Source organism: Devosia sp. 67-54 (assembly GCF_001899075.1).
In the GTDB taxonomy this organism is placed as follows: Bacteria; Pseudomonadota; Alphaproteobacteria; order Rhizobiales; family Devosiaceae; genus Devosia_A.
This window is the reverse complement of record NZ_MKVA01000011.1, coordinates 152,478-174,204: the sequence shown is the minus strand read 5'-3', so window position 1 is coordinate 174,204 and position 21,727 is coordinate 152,478. Positions and strand designations below refer to the sequence as shown.

Sequence of the window (21,727 nt, the reverse complement as noted above, 5' to 3'; positions counted from 1 at the left end):
CCGCGCTATCGCTTCAGCCGGCGCAGCAACTGGCCGAAGGGTTGGGCGCCGCTTGCATGTATCAGCGCGAAATAGAGGGCGGCGCCGAAAACGCACAGGGCGCCGAGCGCCACCAATTGCACCAGCAGCGGCGCCCTGGGCGTTAGGTACGGCGCGAGCGGCAGCGACAGGCCCCACAGCACGAGCGCCATGGCCAGTGCGGCGGCGATGATCAGTGCGTGGCGGCGCCAGTCTTCGGCGGGCAGGCGGAAATGGCCGCGGCGGCCGAGCCAGATGGCGAGCAGCACCGCATTGGCCCAGGCGGCGACCGACGTCGCCACGGCGATGCCGACATGCTTGAGGATAGGGAACAGCAGCAGCGACAGCGCGATGTTGACCACCACCGAGATGCCGGCAAAGACGGTGGGGGTGCGGGTGTCCTCGCGGGCGAAAAAGCCCGGCTGCAGCACGCGGATCAGCACATAGGCGGGCAGGCCGGCCGAGAACCAGATCATGGTTTGCGCCGTCTCGTAGGTGTCGGCGGCCGAGAAGGCGCCGCGCTGGAACAGCACGGCGACGATCGGCTGCGCCAGGGCGATCAGCGCCGCCGCGGCGGGCATCGACAGCAGCATCGAGATCAGCAGCGCCTGGTTCTGGCTGGCGTCGGCTTCCTTGTCGCGGCCGCCCTTGAGGTGCCGGCTGAGCTCGGGCAGCAGCACGGTGCCGATGGCGATGCCGATGATGCCGAGCGGCAATTGGTAGAGCCGGTCGGCGTAATAGAGGTAGGCGATGGCGCTCGGCGCCGACGAAGCGATGATGGTGCCGACGAAGATGTTGACCTGGGTGATGCCGCCGGCGATCACCGCCGGGATGGCGAGGATCCAGAAGCGCTGCACCTCGGGGTCGAGGCGCGGCCAGTGCAGCTTCGGCACGAAGCCGGCGCGGCGGATGGCGGCATAGACCATCAGCAATTGCGCGATGCCGCCGGCGATGGTGCCGACGGCGATCCAGATGGCCGTCTGCACGTCGGTGTTGGGCCACAGCACCAGCGGCGCCATGAACACGATCATGACGATGTTCAAGAGGATCGGGGCGAAGCTCGAGGCGGTGAAGCGGTTGAGGCCGTTGAGGATGGCGGCATAGGCCGCCATCAGCGACATGCACATGAGGTAGGGGAAGCAGATGCGCGTCAGCAGCACCGTGAGATCGTATTTGCTCTGGTCGCCCAGAAAGCCGGGGACGAAGAGCGGCAGGATCCACGGCATGAAGATTTCGACGGCGATGGTGACGCCCGTCACCACCACCACCAGCCAGCTCATGATGCGGGCCGCCCAGAGGCGGGCCGGCTCCATGCCGTCGTGCTCGAGATGCCTGGCGAACAGCGGGATGAAGGCGGTGTTGAAGGCGCCCTCGGCGAACAGCCGGCGGAACAAATTGGGGAAGCGGAAGGCGGCGAGATAGGCATCGGCCGCCGGCCCGGTGCCCAACACCGCCGCGACCAGCGCATCGCGCACGAAGCCGAGGATGCGGCTGCCGGTGGTCATCAGACCGACATTGAGGAAATTGCGGTGGAGGTTGCTCATGAGGAACCGCGTCCCGACAGGCGCAAAGTTCCCACCGGGTCATTCCCACGAAAGCGGGAACCTCGGTTTGCCGGCCCCAGGATGAGCCTCGTGGACCGGACCGGGCCTCGCCCGGCTCTGCCGCGCCGCGCGTCGTTGCCGATCCCGTAAACGGAGGTCCCCGCTTTCGCGAGGGTGACGCCGTGGACTATCGGGACCATCGTGGTTGCGGCAGCCTCAGCCATTGACCACTTTCGCGGCCGGCGCCTCGCCCTGCGGCCTGAGCGGCTCGAACACTTTCAGCAGCGCGTCGCGGATGGATTTCTGGCGCGGCTTGCTTTCGATCTTATGGCCGGTGAGGTCGGTGACGTAGAAGACGTCGACCGCCTTTTCGCCATAAGTGCCGATATGGGCCGAGCCGATGGTGAGGTTGAGGTCGGAGATGGCGCGGGTGAGCTGGTGCAAGAGGCCCGTGCGGTCGAGGCCCGAGACCTCGATGACGGTGAATTTGTCGGAAAGCGTGTTGGACACTTCGACCGAGGCCGGCAGGGTGAAGGGCTTCAGGCGGCGGTTGTGGCGGCTGTCCTTGCCGAGGTCGATCAGCACCTGGCGCTTGCCCTGCAGCAATTGCTTGACCGTCTCGATGATGCGGTTGGCGCGGACCTTCTCGTCCTCGTCGGAGGTGAAGGCGCGCCTGAGCCGGAAGGTGTCGAGCGCCTGGCCGTCGCGGGTCGAAAAGATCTGGGCGCCGATGATCGAGGCCTCGCACATGGTGCAGGCGCCGGCGATCAGCGACAGCAGCCGCGGATGGTCGGGGGTATAGAACGAGACTTCAGTGATGCCCTCGAAGGCGCGCACCCGGATGGAGCCAGCGAAGGGCTGGTGCGCCTGGTCGGCGGCGCGGATCATCTTGGCGTGCTCGACCTGAAGCTCGAGCTCGGCGCGCAGCCAGTAATGGTTGTAGTGGCGCGCCATGTAGGCGTCGAGCTCGGCGCGCGGCCAGGCGCCCAGAGCCTTCTCCAGGTCGGCCTTGGCGGCGGCGATGCGGTCGGACTGGGTGACGCGGGAATGGCCGCCCGACAGCAGCGGCTCGGTGGCGTAATAGAGGGTGCGCAGCAGCGAGCCCTTCCAGCCGGTCCAGACGCCGGGGCCGACCGCGCGGATGTCGCAGGCGGTGAGAATCATCAGCAGGGCAAGCCGCTGCGGCGACTGCACCACTTCTGCAAACGAGCGGGCCGTCGCCGGATCCTGCAGATCGCGGGCCTGCGCCACTTCGCTCATTTCCAGATGATGTTCGACCAGCCAGGCGACGGTGTCGGTCTCGGCGGCATCGAGGCCGAGGCGCGGGCAGAATTTGCGGGCGATACGGGCGCCGGCAATGGAATGATCTTCCGGACGGCCCTTGGCGATGTCGTGCAGGAACAGGGCGACGAACAGCAGCCGCGTGTCGTTGAGCGAGGGCAGCAGCTCATGGGTCAGCGGCAGCTCGTTGCGCAGCCCGCCATTGGCGATCTCGGCCATGACGCCGACGGCGCGGATCAGATGCTCGTCCACCGTGTAGTGGTGGTACATGTTGAACTGCATGAGCGCGACGATCTTGCCGAACTCGGGCACGAATTTGCCGAGCACGCCGCTCTCGTTCATCTGCCGCAGGATGCGCTCGACGGTGCGCGGGCTGGTGAGGATTTCGAGGAACCAGGCATTGGCCCGGGGGTCGTTCTGCACGGCGCGATCGACCAGGTGCAGCGAGCGGCGGATCTGCTTGATGGCGTCGGGATGGAACAGCAGGTCGTTGCGGCCGGCGACGAGGAAGCTCCTGATGATCGCCAGCGGATCGGCCTCGAAGGTCTCCGGGCGCGCGGTGTTGAGGCGGCCGGAATCGATGACGAAATCGGGCTCGCCCTTGATCGCCACCCGGCCGCGCCGGAAGATGCCGGTGACGCGGCCGAACATGTCGAGCGGCTTGGCGTGGTCGAATTCGAGGCTGGTGCAGAAGATGCGGGTGAGGTCGCCCACGTCCTTGGCGACGAGGAAGTAGCGCTTCATCATGCGCTCGACCCCGAGCATGCCCGGCCGGTCGGCGAAATTGAGGCGGGCGGCGAGCTCGGGCTGCAGCTCGAAGGTCAGTTTTTCATCAGCGCGTCCGGTGAGAACGTGCAGGTTGCAGCGGATGGCCCAGAGGAAGTTTTCCGCGCGCTGGAACAGCCGGTATTCGTCGGCCTGGAACACGCCCTTGTCGACCAGCTCGGCGGCGGTCTTGACGCGGTAGACGTATTTGCCGATCCAGAACAGGGTGTGCAAGTCGCGCAGCCCGCCCTTGCCGTCCTTGATGTTGGGCTCGACCACGTAGCGGGTGTTGCCCATCTGGCGGTGCCGCTCCTCGCGCTCGGCCATCTTGGCGGCGATGAATTCGGGGCCGGTCCTGGGCATGATCTCGGTCTCGAAGCGCTTCACCAGCGCATCGAACAGGGTTTTTTCGCCGGTGAGGTAGCGCGCCTCGAGGGTGGCGGTGCGCACCGTCATGTCGGCGCGCGCCATGCGGATGCAATCGTCGACCGAGCGCACGGCGTGGCCGACCTTCTGGCCCAGATCCCACAGCATATAGAGGATGTATTCGGTGACCTGCTCGCCCCAGGGCGTCTGCTTGTAGGGCAGGATGAACAGCAAATCGATGTCGGAGCCCGGCGCCAGCGTGCCGCGTCCGTAGCCGCCGACGGCGGCGATGGAAATCGCCTCGGCGCCGGACGGGTTGTCGACCGGATAGACGTGGCGGATGGCGAACAGATGGATGGCGCGGATGATCTCGTCTTCCGCCGCGCTCAAATTCTGGGCGCAGCGGGTGCCCTTGCCCGTCGCCTCGAGCTCGGCGATGGCCGACTGGCGCGCATCGGCCAGGGTGCGGCGCATGGTGGCGAGGACGACGGCGCGGGCGGCCGCCGACTTCGGCGACTCCTGGCCCAGCGCCGCCAGGATGTCGGCGAGGATGGCGTCGGCGGTTTTCAGGTGGAACTGCGCCTTTTTGGGGCGAAGTTCAGCTTCGGCGACCGGCATCGCGTGCTTTCTTCAGCTCGTAGATCAGCTCGAGCGCCTCGCGGGGGGAGAGATCGTCGGGGCGCACCTGGTCGAGCATGGCATCGAGAGCATTAATTTCCGGCTTTTTCGGCGGCGGCGCCGCCGCGAAAAGCGGCAGATCGTCTAGCATGGGCGCGGAATGGCCGGAAGAGCGGCTTTCGAGCACACCCAGCACCTGCCGGGCGCGGGCCAGCACGGTTTCGGGCAGGCCGGCGAGCCGCGCCACCTGGATGCCGTAGGAGCGGTCGGCGGCGCCCGGCACCACTTCGTGCAGGAACACCACTTCGCCCTCCCATTCGCGCACCGCCATGGTGACGTTGCGGACCCGAGCCAGGGTCTTGGCCAGCCCGGTCATCTCGTGGAAGTGGGTGGCGAACAGGGCCCGGCAGCGGGTGTCGTCGTGCAGCGCCTCGACCGCCGCCCAGGCGATGGAGAGGCCGTCGAAGGTGGCGGTGCCGCGGCCGATCTCGTCGAGGATGACCAGCGATCTGCTGGTGGCGCGATTGAGGATGGCGGCGGTTTCGACCATCTCGACCATGAAGGTCGAGCGGCCATGGGCGATGTCGTCGGAGGCGCCGACGCGCGAGAACACGCGGTCGACGACGCCGATGCGGGCGCTGTCGGCGGGCACGAAGCTGCCGATCTGCGCCAGGATGGCGATCAGCGCGTTCTGGCGCAGGAAGGTCGATTTGCCGCCCATGTTGGGGCCGGTCACCAGCCACAGGGCGCCGCCCGTGAGGTCGGTGTCGTTGGCCACGAAGGGCTGGCCCGCCGCCTTGACGGTGGTTTCGACCACCGGGTGGCGGCCGCCCCTGATTTCGAACGCCAGCGTCTCGTCGACCACCGGCCGGCAGAAGCCGCGGGCGGCGGCGAGATGAGCGAGGCCGGCGGTGACGTCGAGCTCGGCCAGCGCGTCGGCGAGGGCGCGGAGCGTGTCGGTTTCGCCTAGGGTCGCGGCGACCAGCCGGGCGAAGATCGCGGTTTCGAGCTCGAGCGCCTTTTCGTGGGCACGGGCGATGCGGCCCTCGAGCTCGGCGAGCTCGGGGGTGGTGAAGCGCATGGCCGAGGCCAGCGTCTGGCGGTGGATGAAGGCCTGGCGGTGCGGCTCTTCGAGCAGCTTGTTGCCCTGCCCCGCCGGCACCTCGACGAAATAGCCGAGCACGCCGTTGTGGCGGATCTTCAGGGATTTGATCTCGGTCTCGGCGACGAGCCGCGCCTGCAGCGCCGCCACCACGGCGCGGGTCTCCGACGCCAGCGCCCGCTCGGCATCGAGGCCTGCGTCATAGCCTTTGCGCACGAAGCCGCCGTCGCGGCTGAGGAGCGGCAGCTCGTCGTCGAGGGCGCCGGCCAGCTCGGCGGCGAGGGCAATGGGCGCGGTGGCGAGCGTGGCGCCGATGCCGGCCAGCACCGCCGGCGCCGCGTCGAGGCCACGGAGCGCCGCCGCGAGCTCGCCGGCGCCGGCGATGGCGCGGGCCACGGCGTCGAGGTCGCGCGGGCCGCCGCGGCCGAGCGCCAGCCGGGTCAGCGCGCGGGTGAGGTCGGGCACGGATTTGAGCGCGCCGCGCAGCCGGGTGGCGAGGATGGTTTCGCCCACCAGCGCCACGACGGCGTCGAGACGGGCGTTGATTGCCGCCGGATCGCAGAGCGGGGCACTGAGCCGGCGAGCGAGGAGGCGCGAGCCGGCCGGGGTGACGCAGCAATCGATCTCGGCGAGCAGCGAGCCCTTGAGGCTGCCGCGCTGGGTGACCAGCAGCTCGAGCGAGGCGCGGGTCGAGGCGTCGATGGCCATGTGCGCCTGCAGCCGCTCGGTGGAGGGCGGGCGCAGCGCCACCGCCACGCCCTTCTGACTTTCCCGGATGTAGCCCAGCAGGGCCCCGAGCGCGGCGCGTTCGACGCGGGTGAAGGCGGAGGCATCGACCGCGCCGGCGAAGGCGGCGTCGATGAGTGCGGTGGCGGCGCCGGAGTCGAAGGCCTCGAGCGGCAGCACCACGGTGACGCCCGGCGGCACGATTTTGAGGTCCCGCAACGCCTGCTGCGTGGCGTCGGCAAAGAGCAGCTCGGCCGGATCGATGCGGGCCAGCTCATCGGCCAGCGCCGCCGCGCCGAGCGGCAGCACCGTGAGCTCGCCGGTGGAAACGTCGGCGAAGGCGAGGGCGAAATCGGCGTCGCCCTGCCGGAGCATGGCCAGCGCGGCGAGGAAATTGCTGGCGCGAGCGGGCAGCAGATCGTCCTCGGTGATGGTGCCGCGCGTCACCAGCCGCACCACGTCGCGCTTCACCGGCGATTTGCTGCCGCGCTTCCTGGCCTCGGCCGGGTCCTCGATTTGCTCGCAGATGGCGACGCGATGGCCGAGGGCGATGAGCTTTTTGAGGTAATCCTGCGCCGCGTGCACCGGCACGCCGCACATCGGAATGTCGGCGCCCTGATGCTTGCCGCGCTTGGTGAGCACGATGCCAAGCGCCGCCGAGGCGGTTTCGGCGTCGTCGAAGAACATCTCGTAGAAATCGCCCATCCGGTAGAACAGCAGGTAGCCCGGATTGAGCCCCTTGATCTCGAGATACTGCCCCATCATCGGCGTCACCGGGCCGGCGACGGGCTCGGGCGGTTCGGCGGTGTCGAAGGGCGTCTGGTCCATCAGGCTGCGGGCTGGTCGCGGGAAAGCTCGCGAACTTAGGGGCTTTGGCGGAAAATACCAACAGCGGCGGCGGGGGTTTCCCCGCTATGCCGCAAGATAGGACGACTTGCCCGACTGCGACATTGTGCGACGGCCCCTCGCCCGCCTCGCTGGCGCGAGGCACCCTCTCCCCGGAGGGGAGAGGGGAGGCTCGACCGCGGAGTCGGGTGTCAGTAGCGATCGCTGTCGTGCTGCACGGGGCGGTAGACGAAGTCGGTGAAGTCGGCGTGGAGCGCCGTTCCATTGAGGTCGGAGGCGGCCATGCCGACGAAGGCGCCGGTGAAGCTGCCGTGCTCGGCGTGGCCGCCGCATTCGTCCGAAAGGATGGAGGCATCGAGCACCGGGCCGATCGCGGTCCAGTCGCCGCCTTCGAGGGCGTAGAAGAACTGCAGCGCCGGGCCGCGGATTTCGAGCTTCAGGCGCACCTTGCCGGCCGGGGGCAGCGGCACCGGCGCGGCGGGATAGGTCAGCCTGCCGTCGGGCCAGGAGACGATCGAGCTCATGATCAACAGCTCGCGCCGGCCGTCGGAATGGGCGGTAATGGTGAGGTAGTGGAAATTATAGCGCGAATAGTAGCCGGTGAGGCCAGCGAACTGCCGCTCGTCGGTGGGCGCGAAGTCGACCGTCACCTCGGCATCGAAGGAAAAATGCGTCTGCCGGCGCGCCACCAGCGCCTGCTCGAACCACGAGCCGATGGATTCGCGGCCATAGAGGCGAAGCCTGTCGCCTTCGACCGCGAATATCCGTTCGGTCTCGGGCGTTCTGAGCCACTGGAAATCCTGGTGCAGGCCCTCGCTGAAATCGTAGCGCTGCTCGGCCCAATATTTCTGTTCGTCGCGCGTGCCGGGCACATCGACCTCGAGCTGCGCCACGTTGCCGCCGGATTTGAGCCAGGGCCAGCCGTCGTCGCGCCATTCGAGTTCCTGGATGGCGGTCTCGCGGCCGAGCACGCAGCGGCGCTTCTGCGTCGTCGGGCGGCCGGTGAGGTGGACGAGGTAGGAGCGGCCATCGGGGGTGTCGACCCAATCGCCATGGCCGGCGCGCTGCAGCGGATTGAGCGGCGTGTCCTTGGCGGTGACGAGATATTTGAGCGGATGCAGCTCGTAGGGGCCATCGATCCGGCGCGAGCGGGCGAAGGTGACGGCGTGCTCGTAGCCGGTGCCGCCTTCGGCGGTGAGCAGATAGTACCAGCCGTTCTTTTTATAGAGATGCGGGCCTTCGACCAGCTTGAGGTCGGTACCGGTGAAGATGTTCTTGCGCTCGCCGACCAGCTTTTGCGCCTCGGGATCGTATTCCTGCAGCGCGATGCCGGCGAACAGCAGCGGCCGCACGCGATGGTCCCACAGCATGTTGACGAACCATTTGCGGCCGTCGTCGTCGTGGAACAGCGAGGGATCGAAGCCCGAGGAATTGATGTAGACCGGATCGGACCACGGCCCCTCGATCGCCGGCGCGGTGACGATGTAATTGTGCGCGTCCTTGAACGAGCCGTCCTTGCGCTTGACGTCGGTATAGACCAGCCAGAACTGCGTTCCATCGTGGCTGAGGCAGGGCGCCCAGATACCGCAGCTGTCGGGGTCGCCGCGCATGTCGAGCTGGCTCTTGCGGGTCAGCGGGCGGGTGACAAGGTCCCAATTGGCGAGATCGCGGCTGTGGTGGATCTGCACGCCCGGGTACCACTCGAAGGTGGAGGTGGCGATGTAGTAGTCGTCGCCGACGCGCAGGATCGAGGGATCGGGGTTGAAGCCGGGGAGGATGGGGTTGCGGAGCGTGGGCATCTTTCGTCCTCGATGCGTCCTCTCCACCAGATGTCATCCTCGCGACAGCGGGGACCCAATTTCGTTCTGGCGCAAGAGGAAGAATGGGTCCCCGCTGTCGCGGGAATGACATCTTTTGTACTGGTTTACACGAAGCGGTTGACCAGGTTTTCGAGATATTCCTGCCGGCCGGAGCGCGGCTCTGGATTGATGTTCTGCTTGTCGACGCGGGCGGCGATCTGCTCGAGGCTGCGCTTGCCGGCAAGCATGGCCTTGGCCTCCTTGTCCTGCCAGCCGGCGTAGCGGTCGGCGACGAATTTGTCGTAGGTGCCGTCCTCGATCAGCGCCGCCGCGGATTTGAGGCCGCGGGCCAGCACGTCGAGGCCGCCGACATGGCCATGCACGAGATCGACCGGATCGAGCGACTGGCGGCGCACCTTGGCATCGAAATTGAAGCCGCCATTGCCGAGCCCGCCATTCTTCAGGATCTCGTAGAAGGCCAGCGTCATTTCGCCCGGGTTGTTGGGGAACTGGTCGGTGTCCCAGCCGGACTGCAGATCGTTGCGGTTGGCGTCGACCGAGCCGAGGATGCCGAGCGAGCGGGCGAGGTGCAGCTCGTGCTCGAAGGAATGGCCGGCGAGGAAGGCGTGGCCGACTTCGATGTTGACCTTGACCTCCTTTTCGAGGCCGAAATCCTTGAGGAAGCCGTACACGGTGGCGACGTCGTAGTCGTATTGGTGCTTGGTCGGCTCCTGCGGCTTGGGCTCGATCAGGATGGTGCCCTTGAAACCGATCTTTTTGGCGTGCTCGATGACCAGCGTCAGGAAGCGGCCGGCCTGCGCGCGCTCCTGCCGCATGTCGGTGTTGAGCAGCGTCTCGTAGCCCTCGCGGCCGCCCCATAGAACGTAGTTCTCGCCGCCGAGCTCATGGGTGAGCTCGAGCGCGGTCTTCACCTGGCCGGCGGCATAGGCGAAGACGTCCGGGTCGGGGTTGGTGGCGGCGCCCGCCATGTAGCGGCGGTTGGAGAACATGTTGGCCGTGCCCCACAGCACGCGGGTGCGCGACTTCTGCATCTTTTTCGCAAAGATGTCGCCGATGACGCGCACATTGCGGCTGCTCTCGGCGAGGGTGTCACCCTCGGGAGCGATGTCGACGTCGTGGAAGCAGAAGAACGGCACGTCGAGGATGTCGAACAGCTCGAAGGCCACGTCGGCCTTGAGCTTGGCCCCCTCCATGCCCTTGCCGAACCACGGCCGGTCGAAGGTGCGGCCGCCGAACGGATCGCCGCCCTCCCAGGCGAAGCTGTGCCAATAGGCCACCGCCGGGCGGATGTGGTCTTCCATGCGCTTGCCGAGGACGAGCTCGTCCTTGTTGTAATGGTGGTAGGCCAGCGGATCCTTCGAGCGCGGGCCCTTGTAGGTTACGGGTTTGATCCCCTTGAAGAAATCGGTCACTTATGGGCCTCCTCGATGGCAGGATAGAGCGCGCGGTAGCGTGCGTATTGGGCGGTGTAGGCGTCGCGCAGCGCGGCGTCGGGCGCGATGATCTGGCGGATCGGCGGCATGGTCATCACCGCGGCAGGATCGGCGGCTTCGGCGGCGCAGAGGCCGAGGCGGGCGGCGCCGAGGGCACCGCCGAAATCGCCGTCCTCGGGCAGCGCGATCTCGATGTCGAGATTGGTGGCGATGAGCTTCAGCCACAGCGCCGACCGGCTGCCGCCGCCGACGGCGAGCAGCCGGTCGAATGTCGTTCCAGCGGCGTTCAGCACGCGCTGGCAGTCGCGGAAGGCGAAGGCGACGCCCTCCATCACCGCCTGCGCCAGCCTGGCCTGGTCGCTGAGATGGCTCAGGCCGACGAAGCTGCCGCGGGCGCCGGCATTGTTGTGCGGGGTGCGCTCGCCGCTGAGATAGGGCAGGAAGATTTCTTCGCCCGGCCCCGTGAAGCTTGCTTCGGCGGCGGCCGAAAGCTCGGCCTGCTTCCTGCCGGTGACGGTCGAGAGCCAGTTGAGGCTGTCGGTGGCGGAAAGGATCACGCCCATCTGGTGCCAGGTGGCGGGGATGGCGTGGCAGAAGGCGTGCACGGCGCCGGCGGTGTTGGGGCGGAAGCGGTCGTTGCTGACGAACAGCACGCCGGAGGTGCCGAGTGACACGAAGCCCTCGCCCGGGCGGATGGCACCGATGCCGCAGGCCGCAGCGGCGTTGTCGCCGGCACCGCCCGCCACCACGACCGTGCCGGTCATGCCCCAGCGCCGGCGAAGCTCGGAGCTCAGCTCGCCCGAGGGCGCCGAGCCTTCGACGAGGCGCGGCATGTGGGCGCGGGTGAGGCCGGTAACGGCGAGCAGATCGTCGGACCAGTCGCGCTTTTTGACGTCGAGCCAGAGCGTGCCGGAGGCGTCGCTCATCTCCTCGACATGCTCGCCGGTCATCAGCAGGCGCACATAGGCCTTGGGCAGCAGCACCCGGGCGAGCTTCGCGTAGACCTCGGGCTCGTGCTTGCGCACCCAGGCGATCTTGGGCGCGGTGAAGCCGGGCATGGCGATGTTGCCGGCGATGTCGCGCAGGGTGGGCAGCGCCCGTTCCATCTCGGCGCATTCGGCGGCGGCGCGGCCGTCGTTCCACAAAATGCAGGGGCGCAGCACCTCGTCATTGCTGCCGAGCAGCACCGCGCCATGCATGTGACCGGAGAGGCCGATGCCGCGCACCGCCGCGAGCGCGGCCGGATGCGCCTGGCCCAGCGCGTCGACGGCGGCGAGGCAGGCGGTCCACCAATCGGCCGGATTCTGCTCGGACCAGCCCGGATGCGGGCGCACCGGCTCGACCGATCTGGCCGTCGCCTCGCCCAGCGGCGCGCCGGCGCGGTCGATCAGGATGGCCTTGACGCCCGAGGTGCCGATATCGAGCCCGAGATAGGTCATGAGGCACGTACCTCACGCTGTCTCAGACAGAGGCCGGCCAAGGTGCTCGATGCCGATCGCATGCTGATGGTCCCCTCCCGAAGCGGCGCCGCCATATCGCTGCTGCCGTTTGGCCTTAACGCAAATTGTCGCGCAGGAAAATGCCGATTTCAATGGGGTCGGAGTGAATCTCGGCGTCCGGCGACAGCGCCACCTGCCGGGCGGCGGCGATGGCGGCGCGGATTTCGCCGTCCGGATTCTGGTCGAGCACCACGTCGAGCGTGCCGGCGCGCAGCGCGTCGCGGGTGGTGTCGGTGAGCTCGTGCGCGACGACGCGGATATTGCCGGCGCGGTGAGTGCGGCCGAGCGCGGCCACCAGCCCGGCATTGCCGGCGCCGAGGCTGTAGATGCCCGACAAATCCGGATGCGCCTCGAGCATGCTCATGGCGGCGGCCTCCGTGGCGGCATCGTCGTCGAAGCCTTCGACCGGGCCGACGACCTTGAGCTGGGCGAATTCGCGCCCGAGAACGCCGGAAAAGCCCTCGAAGCGCTCGCGATGGTCGCGCAGGCCGAGCGAGCCGGCGATGATGCCGACCTTGCCCGAAGCGCAGAAGCGGCCGAGCAGCGAGGCGGCGCTGCGGCCGGCGGCCTGGTTGTCGATGCCGATGAACTGCCGGCGGGCCGAGCCGGGCAGGTCGGAGACCAGGGTGAGCACGGCGACGCCGCGGCGGGTGACGGCGTCGATGGCCCTGGCCACCGCCGGATCGTCGGGCGCCACCACCACGGCGCAATCGGCCTCGCGGGCGCCGAGGCCGTCGAGCCGGGCAACCAGGGCCGAGGGATCGAGCGCATGGTATTGCACCGCCGCCAGCGTCAGCCGCTCGTTGCGGGTGGCGCGGGCGCGGCGGGCGATGGCGGCGGTGAGGCTTTCCATGAAGGCGTTGCTGCCGCCGGGGATGAGGAACACCACGCGCAGGTCGCGGGCGCGCGCCAGGAGCGAAGCGGAAAGATCGCGGCGAAAGTCCAGGGCCTTGATCGCGGCCTCGACCTTTTCGGCGGTTTCCGGCCGCACCCCGGGACGCGCATTGAGCACGCGGTCGACGGTGGCGAGCGAGACCCCGGCGGTGCGCGCCACATCGTGCACGGTGGCGCGCCGCCCCTCCAGCTTGTCGTCCAAATCCGACCTCCTGATAGTGTGGACGTTGCGGCGCAAGCCTTGTCCCGTCAACCGATTTCGGCTTGGTGGGGCAAGGTTATCCGGGCTACATCGTCACCCGGAACGGCGGAGGAACAGATGGTCGCGGTGAAGTCTTTCGGCAGCTATGACGGCAAGCGCGTCGACCAGTTCACGCTCGTGTCCAGCACCGGCGCCGAAGTCGACCTCATCAATTGGGGCGTGGTGGTGCGCGACTGGCGGGTGCCGGTCAAGGGGGGCCGGCGCAACGTGGTGCTGGGCTTCGAGCAGTTCGACGACTATCCCGAGCATTCGCCGCATTTCGGCTCGCTGGCCGGGCGCGTCGCCAACCGCGTGCGCGGCGCGAGCTTCGAGCTCGACGGCAAGACCTACCATCTGCCGGCCAACCACGGCACGAGCTCACTGCATGGCGGGCCCAACGGCATCGGCCGGCTGGTGTGGGAGGCCGAACCGGACGACGCCACCAACGCCGTGGTGTTCTCGCTGACCTCGCCGGACGGCGATGCCGGCTACCCCGGCACGGTGAAGATGAAGGCGACCTACCGGCTCGACGGCAACAAGCTGCGGCTCGAGCTCGGCGCCACCGCCGACCGGCCGACGCCGCTGAGCCTGGTGCAGCATCAGTATTTCAACCTCGGCAGCGGCGACCACATCCTCGACCATCGCTACCGCATCGCGGCGCACGCCTATACCGAGACCGGACCGGACCTGGTGCCGACGGGCAATATCCTCGAGGTGAGACCGGGCAGCGAGCGCGACTTCCTGGCGCCGCGCACGCTGCGCGACGGCAACGGCGCGCCGATCGGCTATGACGGCAATTTCGTGCTCGACGCCGGTCGCGACGTTGCCGACCCGATCGCCGAGGTGACCTCGCCGGACGGCGATCTGACGCTGCGGCTGTGGTCGGACCGGCCGGGGCTGCAGTTCTACAATGCGCTCACCACCGACGTGCCGGTGCCCGGCCTCAACGGCAGGCGCTACGGGCAATATTCCGGCTTCTGCCTCGAGGACCAGGCGTTCCCCGACGCCATGCACCACCCGCATTTCCCCTCGATCATCATCACGCCCGACCGGCCTTACAGCCATTGGTGCGAATTCGAGATCTCGTGACCGCCTACGTCGCGCTGCTGCGCGCCATCGGCCCGGTCACGCATGCGGCGATGCCGCTCGGCCGGCTGGCCACGGCATGCAGTGCGGCCGGGCTCGAGACGGTGAGTACCATCGGCAACACCGGCAATCTGGTGTTCGCCTCGCCCCGGCCGCAGGCGGAGGTGGAGCGCCTCGTCGGCGACGCCATCACGGGGTTCGGGCTCGCCAACGACGTGTTCACCCGCACCGCACGGCAATTCCGCAAGCTGATCGACGCCGCGCCTTTCCCCGATGCCGCCGCCGAACGGCCGGCGCAGCTCGGCGTCTGCTTCTTCCACAAGGACCCGAGCTGGCCGGCCGCATATCTGCACTATCGCGGCCCGGAGCGGCTGACGATGCTCTCCAACCATCTGATCATCGACTATGGCGGGGCGGCGTCGACGAGCCGGCTGACGGTGGAAAAGACGGTGGGCGCGCGCATGACGCAGCGCAGCTGGAGCAGCATTCTTCGCATCGCCGCGGCGCTCGCGGCGATGTAAGCCGCCGGCGTCGCGCAGAGGCCTACTGACGGTTCGCCTAGACGGGCCCGCGGGCCGGCATTTCCACTGCCGGGTGCGGCCGGATCGCGCGCAACGCCCGGCGCTTCCTCGCTGCTATGACGGCATAGCAGCTTGCGGCGCAGCTATTATGCTGCCATAATATATGCCATGCAGCAGCAAGCCCTTTCCGCCGTCGTCGCCTGGGTCCGGCTCGAGGCCGCGATCCAGAGCTTCAACCAGACGCTGCGCAAGCAATTCGGCATCACCGGACTGCAGCTGGCGGTGCTGCGCATCCTGGGCGAACGCCCGGCCCTGCCGCTGGCGGCGCTGCGCAAATCGCTGGTGATGCACCCGGCGACGCTGGGCCAGTCGATCGACGAATTGCGCACGATGGGGCTTTGCACCGTGACCCGCGACGGCCGCGACAAGCGGGCGCGGCTGGTGGCGATCACCGAGGCGGGGCGCGAGCTGGTGGCGCGGGCGCCGCTGGCAGGGCCGGTGCGGCTGCGCGAGGTCGAGCACGATCCGGCGCGGCTCGACCGGCTGAAGCTGGCGTTCGAGGATGCGATCGACCTGTTCGGGCTCGGCGAGCACGTGCCGGCAAAGACGGAGGGACGATGAGCGATCTCGAAACGCTGCCCAATATTGGCAAGGTGCTGGCGCGGCGGCTGCAGACGGCGGGGATCGGCAGCAGCGCCGAGCTTCGGCGGCTGGGCGACGCCGCGGCGTTCCGGCGGCTGCGCGCCGTGCTGCCCGACGATGCCTGCGTGTCGACGCGGCTGGCGCTGGCCGGGGCGGTGCGCGGCGTGCGCTGGCACGATCTCGACCCGGCGCTGCGCCAGAAGCTCGCCGCCGAGGCGAAGGCCCCGAGCTAAGGCCTTCGCGATGCGATGGGCTTCGGTGGGTGTGGCCCCCACCCCCATCCCCTCCCCGCAAGGGGGAGGGGAGCCCGACTGAAACATCAAAAATGCGGTTCTATCGCCCCCTCCCCCGTTTGCGGGGAGGGGCCGGGGTGGGGGCAACGGGCACCAGACGCGCGCCAGCTAAAGCCCGGCGATCTGTTCCGGCAGGCGCTCCATCGCGGTCCAGTCGCAGAGCAGCGCCCGGTCGGCGAGGCGGATCGCCAGCACATTGCCGCCGCCCGGATCGCCGATGCGCCGCTGATCCTCGGCGCGGGCGATGGCGCGGCTGCCCAGCGCGCATTTGAGCAGCGTGCCGACGGCGCCGTGGCCGGCAAACAGCAGCGGCTGCGCCGGATCGTGCGCGGCCAGCGCCGCCTCGACCGCGGCGACGATGCGCGCCTGGGCGTGCCGCGCCGTCTCCCAGCCTTCGACCGCGTCGTCGGGGTGGCCGAAAAAGGCGTCGGCCAATCGCTCGAAGCGCTCGGCGGACACGTAGCCGGTGGCGCTACGGTCGTTCTCGTTGAAGGCGTCGGCGTGCTCGACCGGGGCGCCCGAGGCGGCGGCGAGGATCGCCGCGAGCTCGAGCGCCTTGGTCTCGCGGCTGCTGATGATGCGGCGCGCCGCCAGCGCCAGGGGATGGCGGGCGAACGCTTCGGCGCGGGCCCGCCCCTTGTCCGACAGGCCCCAATGCGGCACCGGCACCGCCGGGTCCATGCGCACCTGCGGATGCGTCACGTAGAGCGCGTACATCTCAGATGCCGCCGCGCGAAAAGTGCGTGAGCTCGCGCACCATCTGGCCGACCTTCCACTGGATGTTGGCTTCGTTGGGGGCGCCGTCGGTGAACACGTCCGGATAGGGACCGAGTCCGAGCAGGGTCGGCACCACCAGCGCGCCGAGCTTGCTGAGGCTGTCGCGCAGATGCGAGAGCGCAAACAGCGTGGCGTATTTGCCGTCGCTCATGCCGGCGATGCCGAACACCGCATGCTTGAACGGATTGGGCTTCTGCCGGCTGACCCAGGAGATGGTGTTGGCGACGAGCGGGGTGACGCCGCCATTGTATTCGGGCGAGACGATGAGCACGATGTCGTGCGTGCAGAACAGATCGGCGAGCGCTCCGGCGGCCTCGGGGGTCTCGCCGGCGTCCTCGATGTCCTGGTCGAACACCGGCAGGGCAAAATCGTTGAGGTCGAGATCGGTGACGGCGACGCCCGCCTCGCGCAGCTTTGCCGACAGGTGGCGGCGCAGATGCTCGTTGATCGAGCCGGTGCGCAGCGAGCCGCAGAGGGTGACGGCGGTCCGGGGCTGAGTAGAAGCTGGTTCTGGCATGCTACACCGGGTCATTCCCGCGCAAGCGGGACCTTCCGTTGACGGGACAGGAAAGAAGGCTCAGTCGTCGGGCCGGGCGTCGCCCGGCTCTGCGCGCCGGGATCACAGCACCCGCGGCCAACGGAGGTTCCCGCTGTCGCGGGAATGACTCCGTGGGTGTGCCGGACCGCGTAGGTCACGCCTCGAAGATGTTCTTCAGCTTGGCGAAGAACCCGTCGCTGGTCGGCGAGGTGTCCTTGGTCGTCAGCTTGTGGAATTCCTCCAGCAGCTCGCGCTGGCGGCGGGTGAGGTTCTGCGGCGTCTCGACGTCGAGCTGGACGTAGAGGTCGCCGGTGTCCTTGCTGCGCAGCACCGGCATGCCCTTGGATTTGAGGCGCACGCGCTGGCCGGGCTGGGTGCCGGGCGACACCTTCACCTTGGCGCGGGCGCCGTCGAGGGTGGGCACCTCGAACTCGCCGCCGAGCGCGGCGGTGGTCATGGCGATGGGGACGCGGGCATAGAGATCGGCGCCGTCGCGGTGGAAGAGGTCGTGCGGCTTCACCGACACGAAGATGTAGAGATCGCCCGGCGGACCGCCGCGCAGGCCGGCCTCGCCCTCGTTGGCGAGGCGGATGCGGGTGCCATCCTCGATGCCGCGCGGCACGTCGACGCTGAGCTTGCGGTTTTCCTGCCGCCGCCCCTGGCCGCCGCAATCGGTGCAGGGCTGTTCGAGGATCTGGCCGCGGCCCTGGCACACCGGACAGGTGCGCTCGATGGTGAAGAAGCCCTGCGCCGCGCGCACCTTGCCGTGACCGCCGCAATGCTTGCAGGTGGACATGCCGGTGCCCGGCTTGGCGCCGGAGCCGTCGCAGGTGTGGCAGGTGACCAGCGTCGGCACGTCGATCTCGACGGTGCGGCCGAGGAACGCCTCCTCGAGGCTGATCTCGAGATTGTAGCGGAGGTCGGAGCCGCGCAGGCGCGATTGCTGACTGCCGCGGCCGCGGCCACCGCCCATGAAGTCGCCGAAGATGTCCTCGAAGATGTCGGACATCGAGGAGGCGAATTCCGGCCCGAAGCCGGCGGCGCCATTGGCGCGGCCGAAGCCGCCCTGCTCGAAGGCGGCGTGGCCGAAGCGGTCGTAGGCGGCGCGCTTCTGCGGGTCCTTCAGCGTGTCGTAGGCTTCGTTGATTTCCTTGAAGCGGTGCTCGGCCTCGGTGTTGCCGGGATTGCGGTCCGGATGGAACTGCATGGCGAGCTTGCGGTAGGCGCCCTTGAGCGCAGCTTCGTCCGCCCCCTTCTGCACCCCGAGCACGTCGTAATAGTCGGCTTTAGCCATCGAAGTCTTTGTTCCGCTGCGCCCACGCGATCCGACCAATCGCGAATGGTCTTATCCAAAATGAAGGCGCCGCGGGAGACCCGCAGCGCCCTTTGTTATGTGCCAAACTGCGCGAGCATGAGGCTCAGGCCGACTTCTTGTCGTCCTTCACTTCCTCGAAGTCGGCGTCGACGACATCGTCGTCGGCCGGCTTGGCGCCGCCCGAGGCCTTGGCTTCGGCTTCCGCCTGGCTGGCCTTGTACATGGCCTCGCCGAGCTTCATCGACGCCTCGGCCAGGGCGTTGGTCTTGTCCTTGATGGCCTCGGCATCCTCGCCCTCGAGCACGCCCTTGAGATCGGCCAGGGCCGTCTCGATGGCGGACTTCTCGTCGGCGCCGACCTTGTCGCCATAGTCCTTGAGCGACTTCTCGGTCGAGTGGATCAGGCTCTCGGCCTGGTTCTTGGCCTCGACCGCCTCGCGCTTGGCTTTGTCGGACGCGGCGTTCGCCTCGGCTTCCTTGACCATGCGGTCGATGTCGGCGTCGCTCAGGCCACCCGAGGCCTGGATGCGGATCTGCTGCTCCTTGCCGGTGCCCTTGTCCTTGGCCGAAACATTGACGATGCCGTTGGCGTCGATGTCGAAGGTGACTTCGATCTGCGGCACGCCGCGCGGCGCCGGGGGGATGCCGGCGAGGTCGAAATTGCCGAGCAGCTTGTTGTTGGCCGCCATCTCGCGTTCGCCCTGGAAGACGCGGATGGTCACCGCGCTCTGGTTGTCCTCGGCGGTCGAGAAGACCTGGCTCTTCTTGGTCGGGATGGTGGTGTTGCGGTCGATCAGCCGGGTGAACACGCCGCCCAGCGTCTCGATGCCGAGGCTCAGCGGGGTCACGTCGAGCAGCAGCACGTCCTTGACGTCGCCCTGCAGCACGCCGGCCTGGATGGCCGCACCGGCCGCCACGACCTCGTCGGGGTTGACGCCCTTGTGCGGCTCCTTGCCGAAGAAGGACTTCACCACCTCGATGACCTTGGGCATGCGGGTCATGCCGCCGACCAGCACGACTTCGTCGATCTGGCTGGCGTTGACGCCGGCATCCTTGAGCGCCTGCCTGCAGGGCTCGACGGTCTTCTGGATCAGGTCGTCGACCAGCGATTCGAACTTGGCGCGGGTGAGCTTGGTGGTCAGGTGCTTGGGACCGGAGGCATCGGCCGTGATGAACGGCAGATTGATCTCGGTCTGGGTGGCCGAGCTCAGCTCGATCTTGGCCTTTTCGGCCGCTTCCTTGAGACGCTGCAGCGCCAGCTTGTCCTTGCGCAGGTCGATGCCCTGGTCCTTCTTGAACTCGTCGGCCAGGTAGTCGACCAGGCGCATGTCGAAATCTTCGCCGCCCAGGAAGGTGTCGCCGTTGGTGGACTTCACCTCGAACACGCCGTCGCCGATCTCGAGCACCGAGATATCGAAGGTGCCGCCGCCGAGGTCATAGACCGCGATGGTGCCGGAATTCTTCTTGTCGAGGCCGTAGGCGAGCGCCGCCGCCGTCGGCTCGTTGATGATGCGCAGCACGTCGAGGCCGGCGATCTTGCCGGCGTCCTTGGTGGCCTGGCGCTGGGAATCGTTGAAATAGGCCGGCACGGTGATCACCGCCTGCGCGACCTTCTCGCCGAGGTAGGCCTCGGCGGTTTCCTTCATCTTGGTGAGGATCATCGCCGAGACTTCCGCCGGCGACATCTTCTTGCCGTCGACCTCGACCCAGGCGTCGCCATTGTCGGCGCGGACGATCTTGAACGGCACCAGATGCTTGTCTTTTTCGACCATCGGGTCGTCGTAGCGGCGGCCGATCAGGCGCTTGACCGCGAACAGCGTACCCTCGGGATTGGTGACCGCCTGGCGCTTGGCCGGCTGGCCGACGAGACGCTCGCCATCCTTGGTGAACGCCACCATCGAGGGCGTGGTGCGCGCACCCTCGGAATTCTCGATGACCTTGTAGGTGCTCCCCTCCATCACCGCGACGCAGCTATTGGTGGTGCCGAGGTCGATACCGATTACTTTAGCCATTATTTGTGCCTCTTTCCTAAGCGAACCCGGACCCGCGAACTCCAAAGCATTTCGGCAGTTACGCTGACCCCGCGTGGGGCGTCGGGCTCCTCGCTGAATTTGGGATTTCGACCCGTCGCCGGGCCTCGGGGCGTATATAGGGGCGGGGTTTTTGGCCTGCAAGCGCCACACCCGTTATTTTCCGGGGCTTTGCCGCGGTCTGACTTCGGCCACATTGGTCCGGCCAAAGGGCGCCCAGCGTCGTCCATTGGCGCTGATGCGCCGATATGCTCTAACTCGCATCGCCAACAGCAAACCGGAAATTTCATGAACAGGTTCATCCTCACGCTCGCGTTCGCGCCGGCGCTCGTTTCCACGGGCGCCTTCGCCCAGACGGTCAGCGACGACGTCTCCAAGCAGCTCTGGTGCGGCGAAGCGCTGGTGGCGGCCTTCTCCAACCCGCCGCCGGGCGTGCCCTCCGAGCAGCTCACCCAGGCGCAGGTGTTCATCGACGGCGGCAACCGGCTGATCGACGACGCCGGGCAGAAATATCTCGACGCCGGCTTCACCGAGGAACAGCTCACCAAGGTCAAGACCGACCTCGTGACCGAAGTCACCGCCGTGGTGACCGGCAGCGGCGCCAACGCCAAATACAGCTTCGACGATTGCAACGCCGTGCTGAACGGCGGCGCGTCGGCGCCGGCCGACGCATCGTCCAGCGCCGCCCCCGCCTCGTCCTCGGCAGCGCAGTAGGCCCGGCATGAAACTCGGAGCCGGGGACGCGCTGGTCGTCGTCGACATCCAATACGATTTCCTCCCCGGCGGCAGCCTTGCCGTTGCCGGGGGCGACGAGATCATCGCGCCGGTCAACGCGCTGGCGCGGCGGTTCGAAACCGTGGTGCAGACGCAGGACTGGCACCCGGCCGGGCACATCTCCTTCGCCTCGAGCCACCCCGGCAAGGCGCCGTTCGAGACCATCGCGCTCGCCTATGGCCCGCAGGTGCTGTGGCCCGACCATTGCGTCATCGGCTCGCACGGCGCGGCATTCGCCGCCGGGCTCGAGCTGCCCAACTGCCAGATGATCGTGCGCAAGGGCTTCCACCCCAGGGTCGACAGCTATTCGGGGTTCCGCGAGGCCGACCGCAGGACGCCGACCGGGCTTGCCGGCTATCTCAACGAACGCGGCTTGCGGCGGCTGTTCGTGGTCGGCCTCGCCACCGATTTCTGCGTGAGCTGGACCGCCGAAGACGCCGCCGCGGCCGGGTTCGAGGCCATCGTCGTCGAGGACCTGACCCGTGCCATCGACACCGCCGGCTCGCTCGCGGCCGCCTGGACCCGGATGACCGCCGCCGGCGTCAAGCGCGTGCAGATGGCGGACCTCGGGTAGCGCACGTCGCTCTTGTCCTATCTAC

General features: G+C 68.1%; 17 protein-coding genes. 6 read left to right on the top strand and 11 right to left on the bottom strand.

Going from position 1 to position 21,727, the window contains the following annotated elements:
- Positions 1-5: 5 nt before the first annotated feature.
- From murJ to BGO82_RS17615, 7 genes are all read right to left on the bottom strand, one after another.
- A complete protein-coding gene (gene murJ / locus BGO82_RS17645) occupies positions 6-1,562 on the bottom strand; it encodes a murein biosynthesis integral membrane protein MurJ (RefSeq protein ID WP_291306938.1) in 1,557 nt (518 codons plus the stop codon).
- Between the two features lie 216 nt (positions 1,563-1,778).
- Positions 1,779-4,592 carry a [protein-PII] uridylyltransferase gene (locus tag BGO82_RS17640; RefSeq protein ID WP_291306937.1) on the bottom strand — a complete coding sequence of 938 codons (2,814 nt, stop codon included), beginning with the start codon at positions 4,590-4,592 and terminating at the stop codon, positions 1,779-1,781.
- Positions 4,573-7,248, bottom strand: a complete 2,676-nt coding sequence (mutS, locus tag BGO82_RS17635; protein ID WP_291306936.1) for a DNA mismatch repair protein MutS — start codon at positions 7,246-7,248, stop codon at positions 4,573-4,575. The genes BGO82_RS17640 and mutS overlap by 20 nt, the downstream gene beginning before the upstream one ends.
- 209 nt (positions 7,249-7,457) lie before the next feature.
- Complete coding sequence (locus BGO82_RS17630) at positions 7,458-9,065, bottom strand: glycoside hydrolase family 43 protein (protein ID WP_291306935.1); 1,608 nt, start codon at positions 9,063-9,065, stop codon at positions 7,458-7,460.
- Positions 9,066-9,190: 125 nt separating this feature from the next.
- A complete protein-coding gene (gene xylA, locus BGO82_RS17625) occupies positions 9,191-10,498 on the bottom strand; it encodes a xylose isomerase (RefSeq protein ID WP_291306934.1) in 1,308 nt (435 codons plus the stop codon).
- The gene (xylB, locus tag BGO82_RS17620) at positions 10,495-11,958 is read right to left on the bottom strand and encodes a xylulokinase (RefSeq protein WP_291306933.1); all 1,464 of its coding nucleotides are present in this window, start codon (positions 11,956-11,958) and stop codon (positions 10,495-10,497) included. Before xylB ends, xylA begins: the two co-directional genes overlap by 4 nt.
- Positions 11,959-12,073: 115 nt before the next feature.
- Entirely contained in the window at positions 12,074-13,114 is a 1,041-nt protein-coding gene (locus BGO82_RS17615; RefSeq protein ID WP_291306932.1) for a LacI family DNA-binding transcriptional regulator, read from the bottom strand.
- A 117-nt stretch (positions 13,115-13,231) separates the two neighbouring features.
- Between BGO82_RS17615 and BGO82_RS17610 the strand changes: the two genes are divergently transcribed.
- The 4 genes from BGO82_RS17610 (at position 13,232) to BGO82_RS17595 (ending at position 15,635) form a co-directional block, all read left to right on the top strand.
- Positions 13,232-14,242, top strand: coding sequence for an aldose epimerase family protein (locus tag BGO82_RS17610; RefSeq protein WP_291306931.1), 1,011 nt, complete (start codon positions 13,232-13,234; stop codon positions 14,240-14,242).
- Complete coding sequence (locus tag BGO82_RS17605; protein ID WP_291306930.1) at positions 14,239-14,760, top strand: DUF1697 domain-containing protein; 522 nt, start codon at positions 14,239-14,241, stop codon at positions 14,758-14,760. Before BGO82_RS17610 ends, BGO82_RS17605 begins: the two co-directional genes overlap by 4 nt.
- Positions 14,761-14,928: 168 nt before the next feature.
- Positions 14,929-15,381, top strand: coding sequence for a MarR family transcriptional regulator (locus tag BGO82_RS17600; RefSeq protein WP_291306929.1), 453 nt, complete (start codon positions 14,929-14,931; stop codon positions 15,379-15,381).
- The gene (locus BGO82_RS17595) at positions 15,378-15,635 is read left to right on the top strand and encodes a TfoX/Sxy family DNA transformation protein (protein WP_291306928.1); all 258 of its coding nucleotides are present in this window, start codon (positions 15,378-15,380) and stop codon (positions 15,633-15,635) included. Before BGO82_RS17600 ends, BGO82_RS17595 begins: the two co-directional genes overlap by 4 nt.
- A 168-nt stretch (positions 15,636-15,803) precedes the next feature.
- Here the strand turns inward: BGO82_RS17595 and BGO82_RS17590 are convergent, their stop codons facing one another.
- The 4 genes from BGO82_RS17590 to dnaK form a co-directional block, all read right to left on the bottom strand.
- Positions 15,804-16,412: a histidine phosphatase family protein gene (locus tag BGO82_RS17590; RefSeq protein WP_291306927.1), complete on the bottom strand. Its 609-nt coding sequence runs from the start codon at positions 16,410-16,412 to the stop codon at positions 15,804-15,806.
- A 1-nt stretch (position 16,413) separates the two neighbouring features.
- The gene (locus tag BGO82_RS17585; protein ID WP_291306926.1) at positions 16,414-16,989 is read right to left on the bottom strand and encodes an NAD(P)H-dependent oxidoreductase; all 576 of its coding nucleotides are present in this window, start codon (positions 16,987-16,989) and stop codon (positions 16,414-16,416) included.
- A gap of 175 nt (positions 16,990-17,164) precedes the next feature.
- Positions 17,165-18,304: a molecular chaperone DnaJ gene (gene dnaJ, locus BGO82_RS17580; RefSeq protein WP_291306925.1), complete on the bottom strand. Its 1,140-nt coding sequence runs from the start codon at positions 18,302-18,304 to the stop codon at positions 17,165-17,167.
- A 124-nt stretch (positions 18,305-18,428) separates the two neighbouring features.
- Positions 18,429-20,336 (bottom strand): molecular chaperone DnaK, encoded by a 1,908-nt coding sequence (dnaK, locus tag BGO82_RS17575; RefSeq protein WP_291306924.1) that lies wholly within the window; start codon positions 20,334-20,336, stop codon positions 18,429-18,431.
- A 306-nt stretch (positions 20,337-20,642) separates the two neighbouring features.
- On the opposite strand from dnaK, the gene BGO82_RS17570 reads away from it, so the two are divergent.
- Together BGO82_RS17570 and pncA are read left to right on the top strand one after the other, a co-directional pair.
- Positions 20,643-21,068, top strand: a complete 426-nt coding sequence (locus tag BGO82_RS17570) for a hypothetical protein (RefSeq protein ID WP_291306923.1) — start codon at positions 20,643-20,645, stop codon at positions 21,066-21,068.
- A 7-nt stretch (positions 21,069-21,075) separates the two neighbouring features.
- A complete protein-coding gene (gene pncA / locus BGO82_RS17565; protein WP_291306922.1) occupies positions 21,076-21,702 on the top strand; it encodes a bifunctional nicotinamidase/pyrazinamidase in 627 nt (208 codons plus the stop codon).
- The last annotated feature ends 25 nt before the right edge of the window (positions 21,703-21,727 follow it).

Excerpts from the sequence above, each read along its gene's own strand:
- BGO82_RS17590 (WP_291306927.1), bottom strand. The coding sequence starts at position 16,412 with ATGTACGCGCTCTACGTGACGCATCCGCAGGTGCGCATGGACCCGGCG.
- mutS (WP_291306936.1), bottom strand. The coding sequence starts at position 7,248 with ATGGACCAGACGCCCTTCGACACCGCCGAACCGCCCGAGCCCGTCGCC.
- dnaJ (WP_291306925.1), bottom strand. The coding sequence starts at position 18,304 with ATGGCTAAAGCCGACTATTACGACGTGCTCGGGGTGCAGAAGGGGGCG.
- BGO82_RS17640 (WP_291306937.1), bottom strand. The coding sequence starts at position 4,592 with ATGCCGGTCGCCGAAGCTGAACTTCGCCCCAAAAAGGCGCAGTTCCAC.
- pncA (WP_291306922.1), top strand. The coding sequence starts at position 21,076 with ATGAAACTCGGAGCCGGGGACGCGCTGGTCGTCGTCGACATCCAATAC.
- BGO82_RS17630 (WP_291306935.1), bottom strand. The coding sequence starts at position 9,065 with ATGCCCACGCTCCGCAACCCCATCCTCCCCGGCTTCAACCCCGATCCC.
- dnaK (WP_291306924.1), bottom strand. The coding sequence starts at position 20,336 with ATGGCTAAAGTAATCGGTATCGACCTCGGCACCACCAATAGCTGCGTC.
- BGO82_RS17570 (WP_291306923.1), top strand. The coding sequence starts at position 20,643 with ATGAACAGGTTCATCCTCACGCTCGCGTTCGCGCCGGCGCTCGTTTCC.
- BGO82_RS17610 (WP_291306931.1), top strand. The coding sequence starts at position 13,232 with ATGGTCGCGGTGAAGTCTTTCGGCAGCTATGACGGCAAGCGCGTCGAC.
- BGO82_RS17600 (WP_291306929.1), top strand. The coding sequence starts at position 14,929 with ATGCAGCAGCAAGCCCTTTCCGCCGTCGTCGCCTGGGTCCGGCTCGAG.
- BGO82_RS17595 (WP_291306928.1), top strand. The coding sequence starts at position 15,378 with ATGAGCGATCTCGAAACGCTGCCCAATATTGGCAAGGTGCTGGCGCGG.
- BGO82_RS17585 (WP_291306926.1), bottom strand. The coding sequence starts at position 16,989 with ATGCCAGAACCAGCTTCTACTCAGCCCCGGACCGCCGTCACCCTCTGC.
- murJ (WP_291306938.1), bottom strand. The coding sequence starts at position 1,562 with ATGAGCAACCTCCACCGCAATTTCCTCAATGTCGGTCTGATGACCACC.
- xylB (WP_291306933.1), bottom strand. The coding sequence starts at position 11,958 with ATGACCTATCTCGGGCTCGATATCGGCACCTCGGGCGTCAAGGCCATC.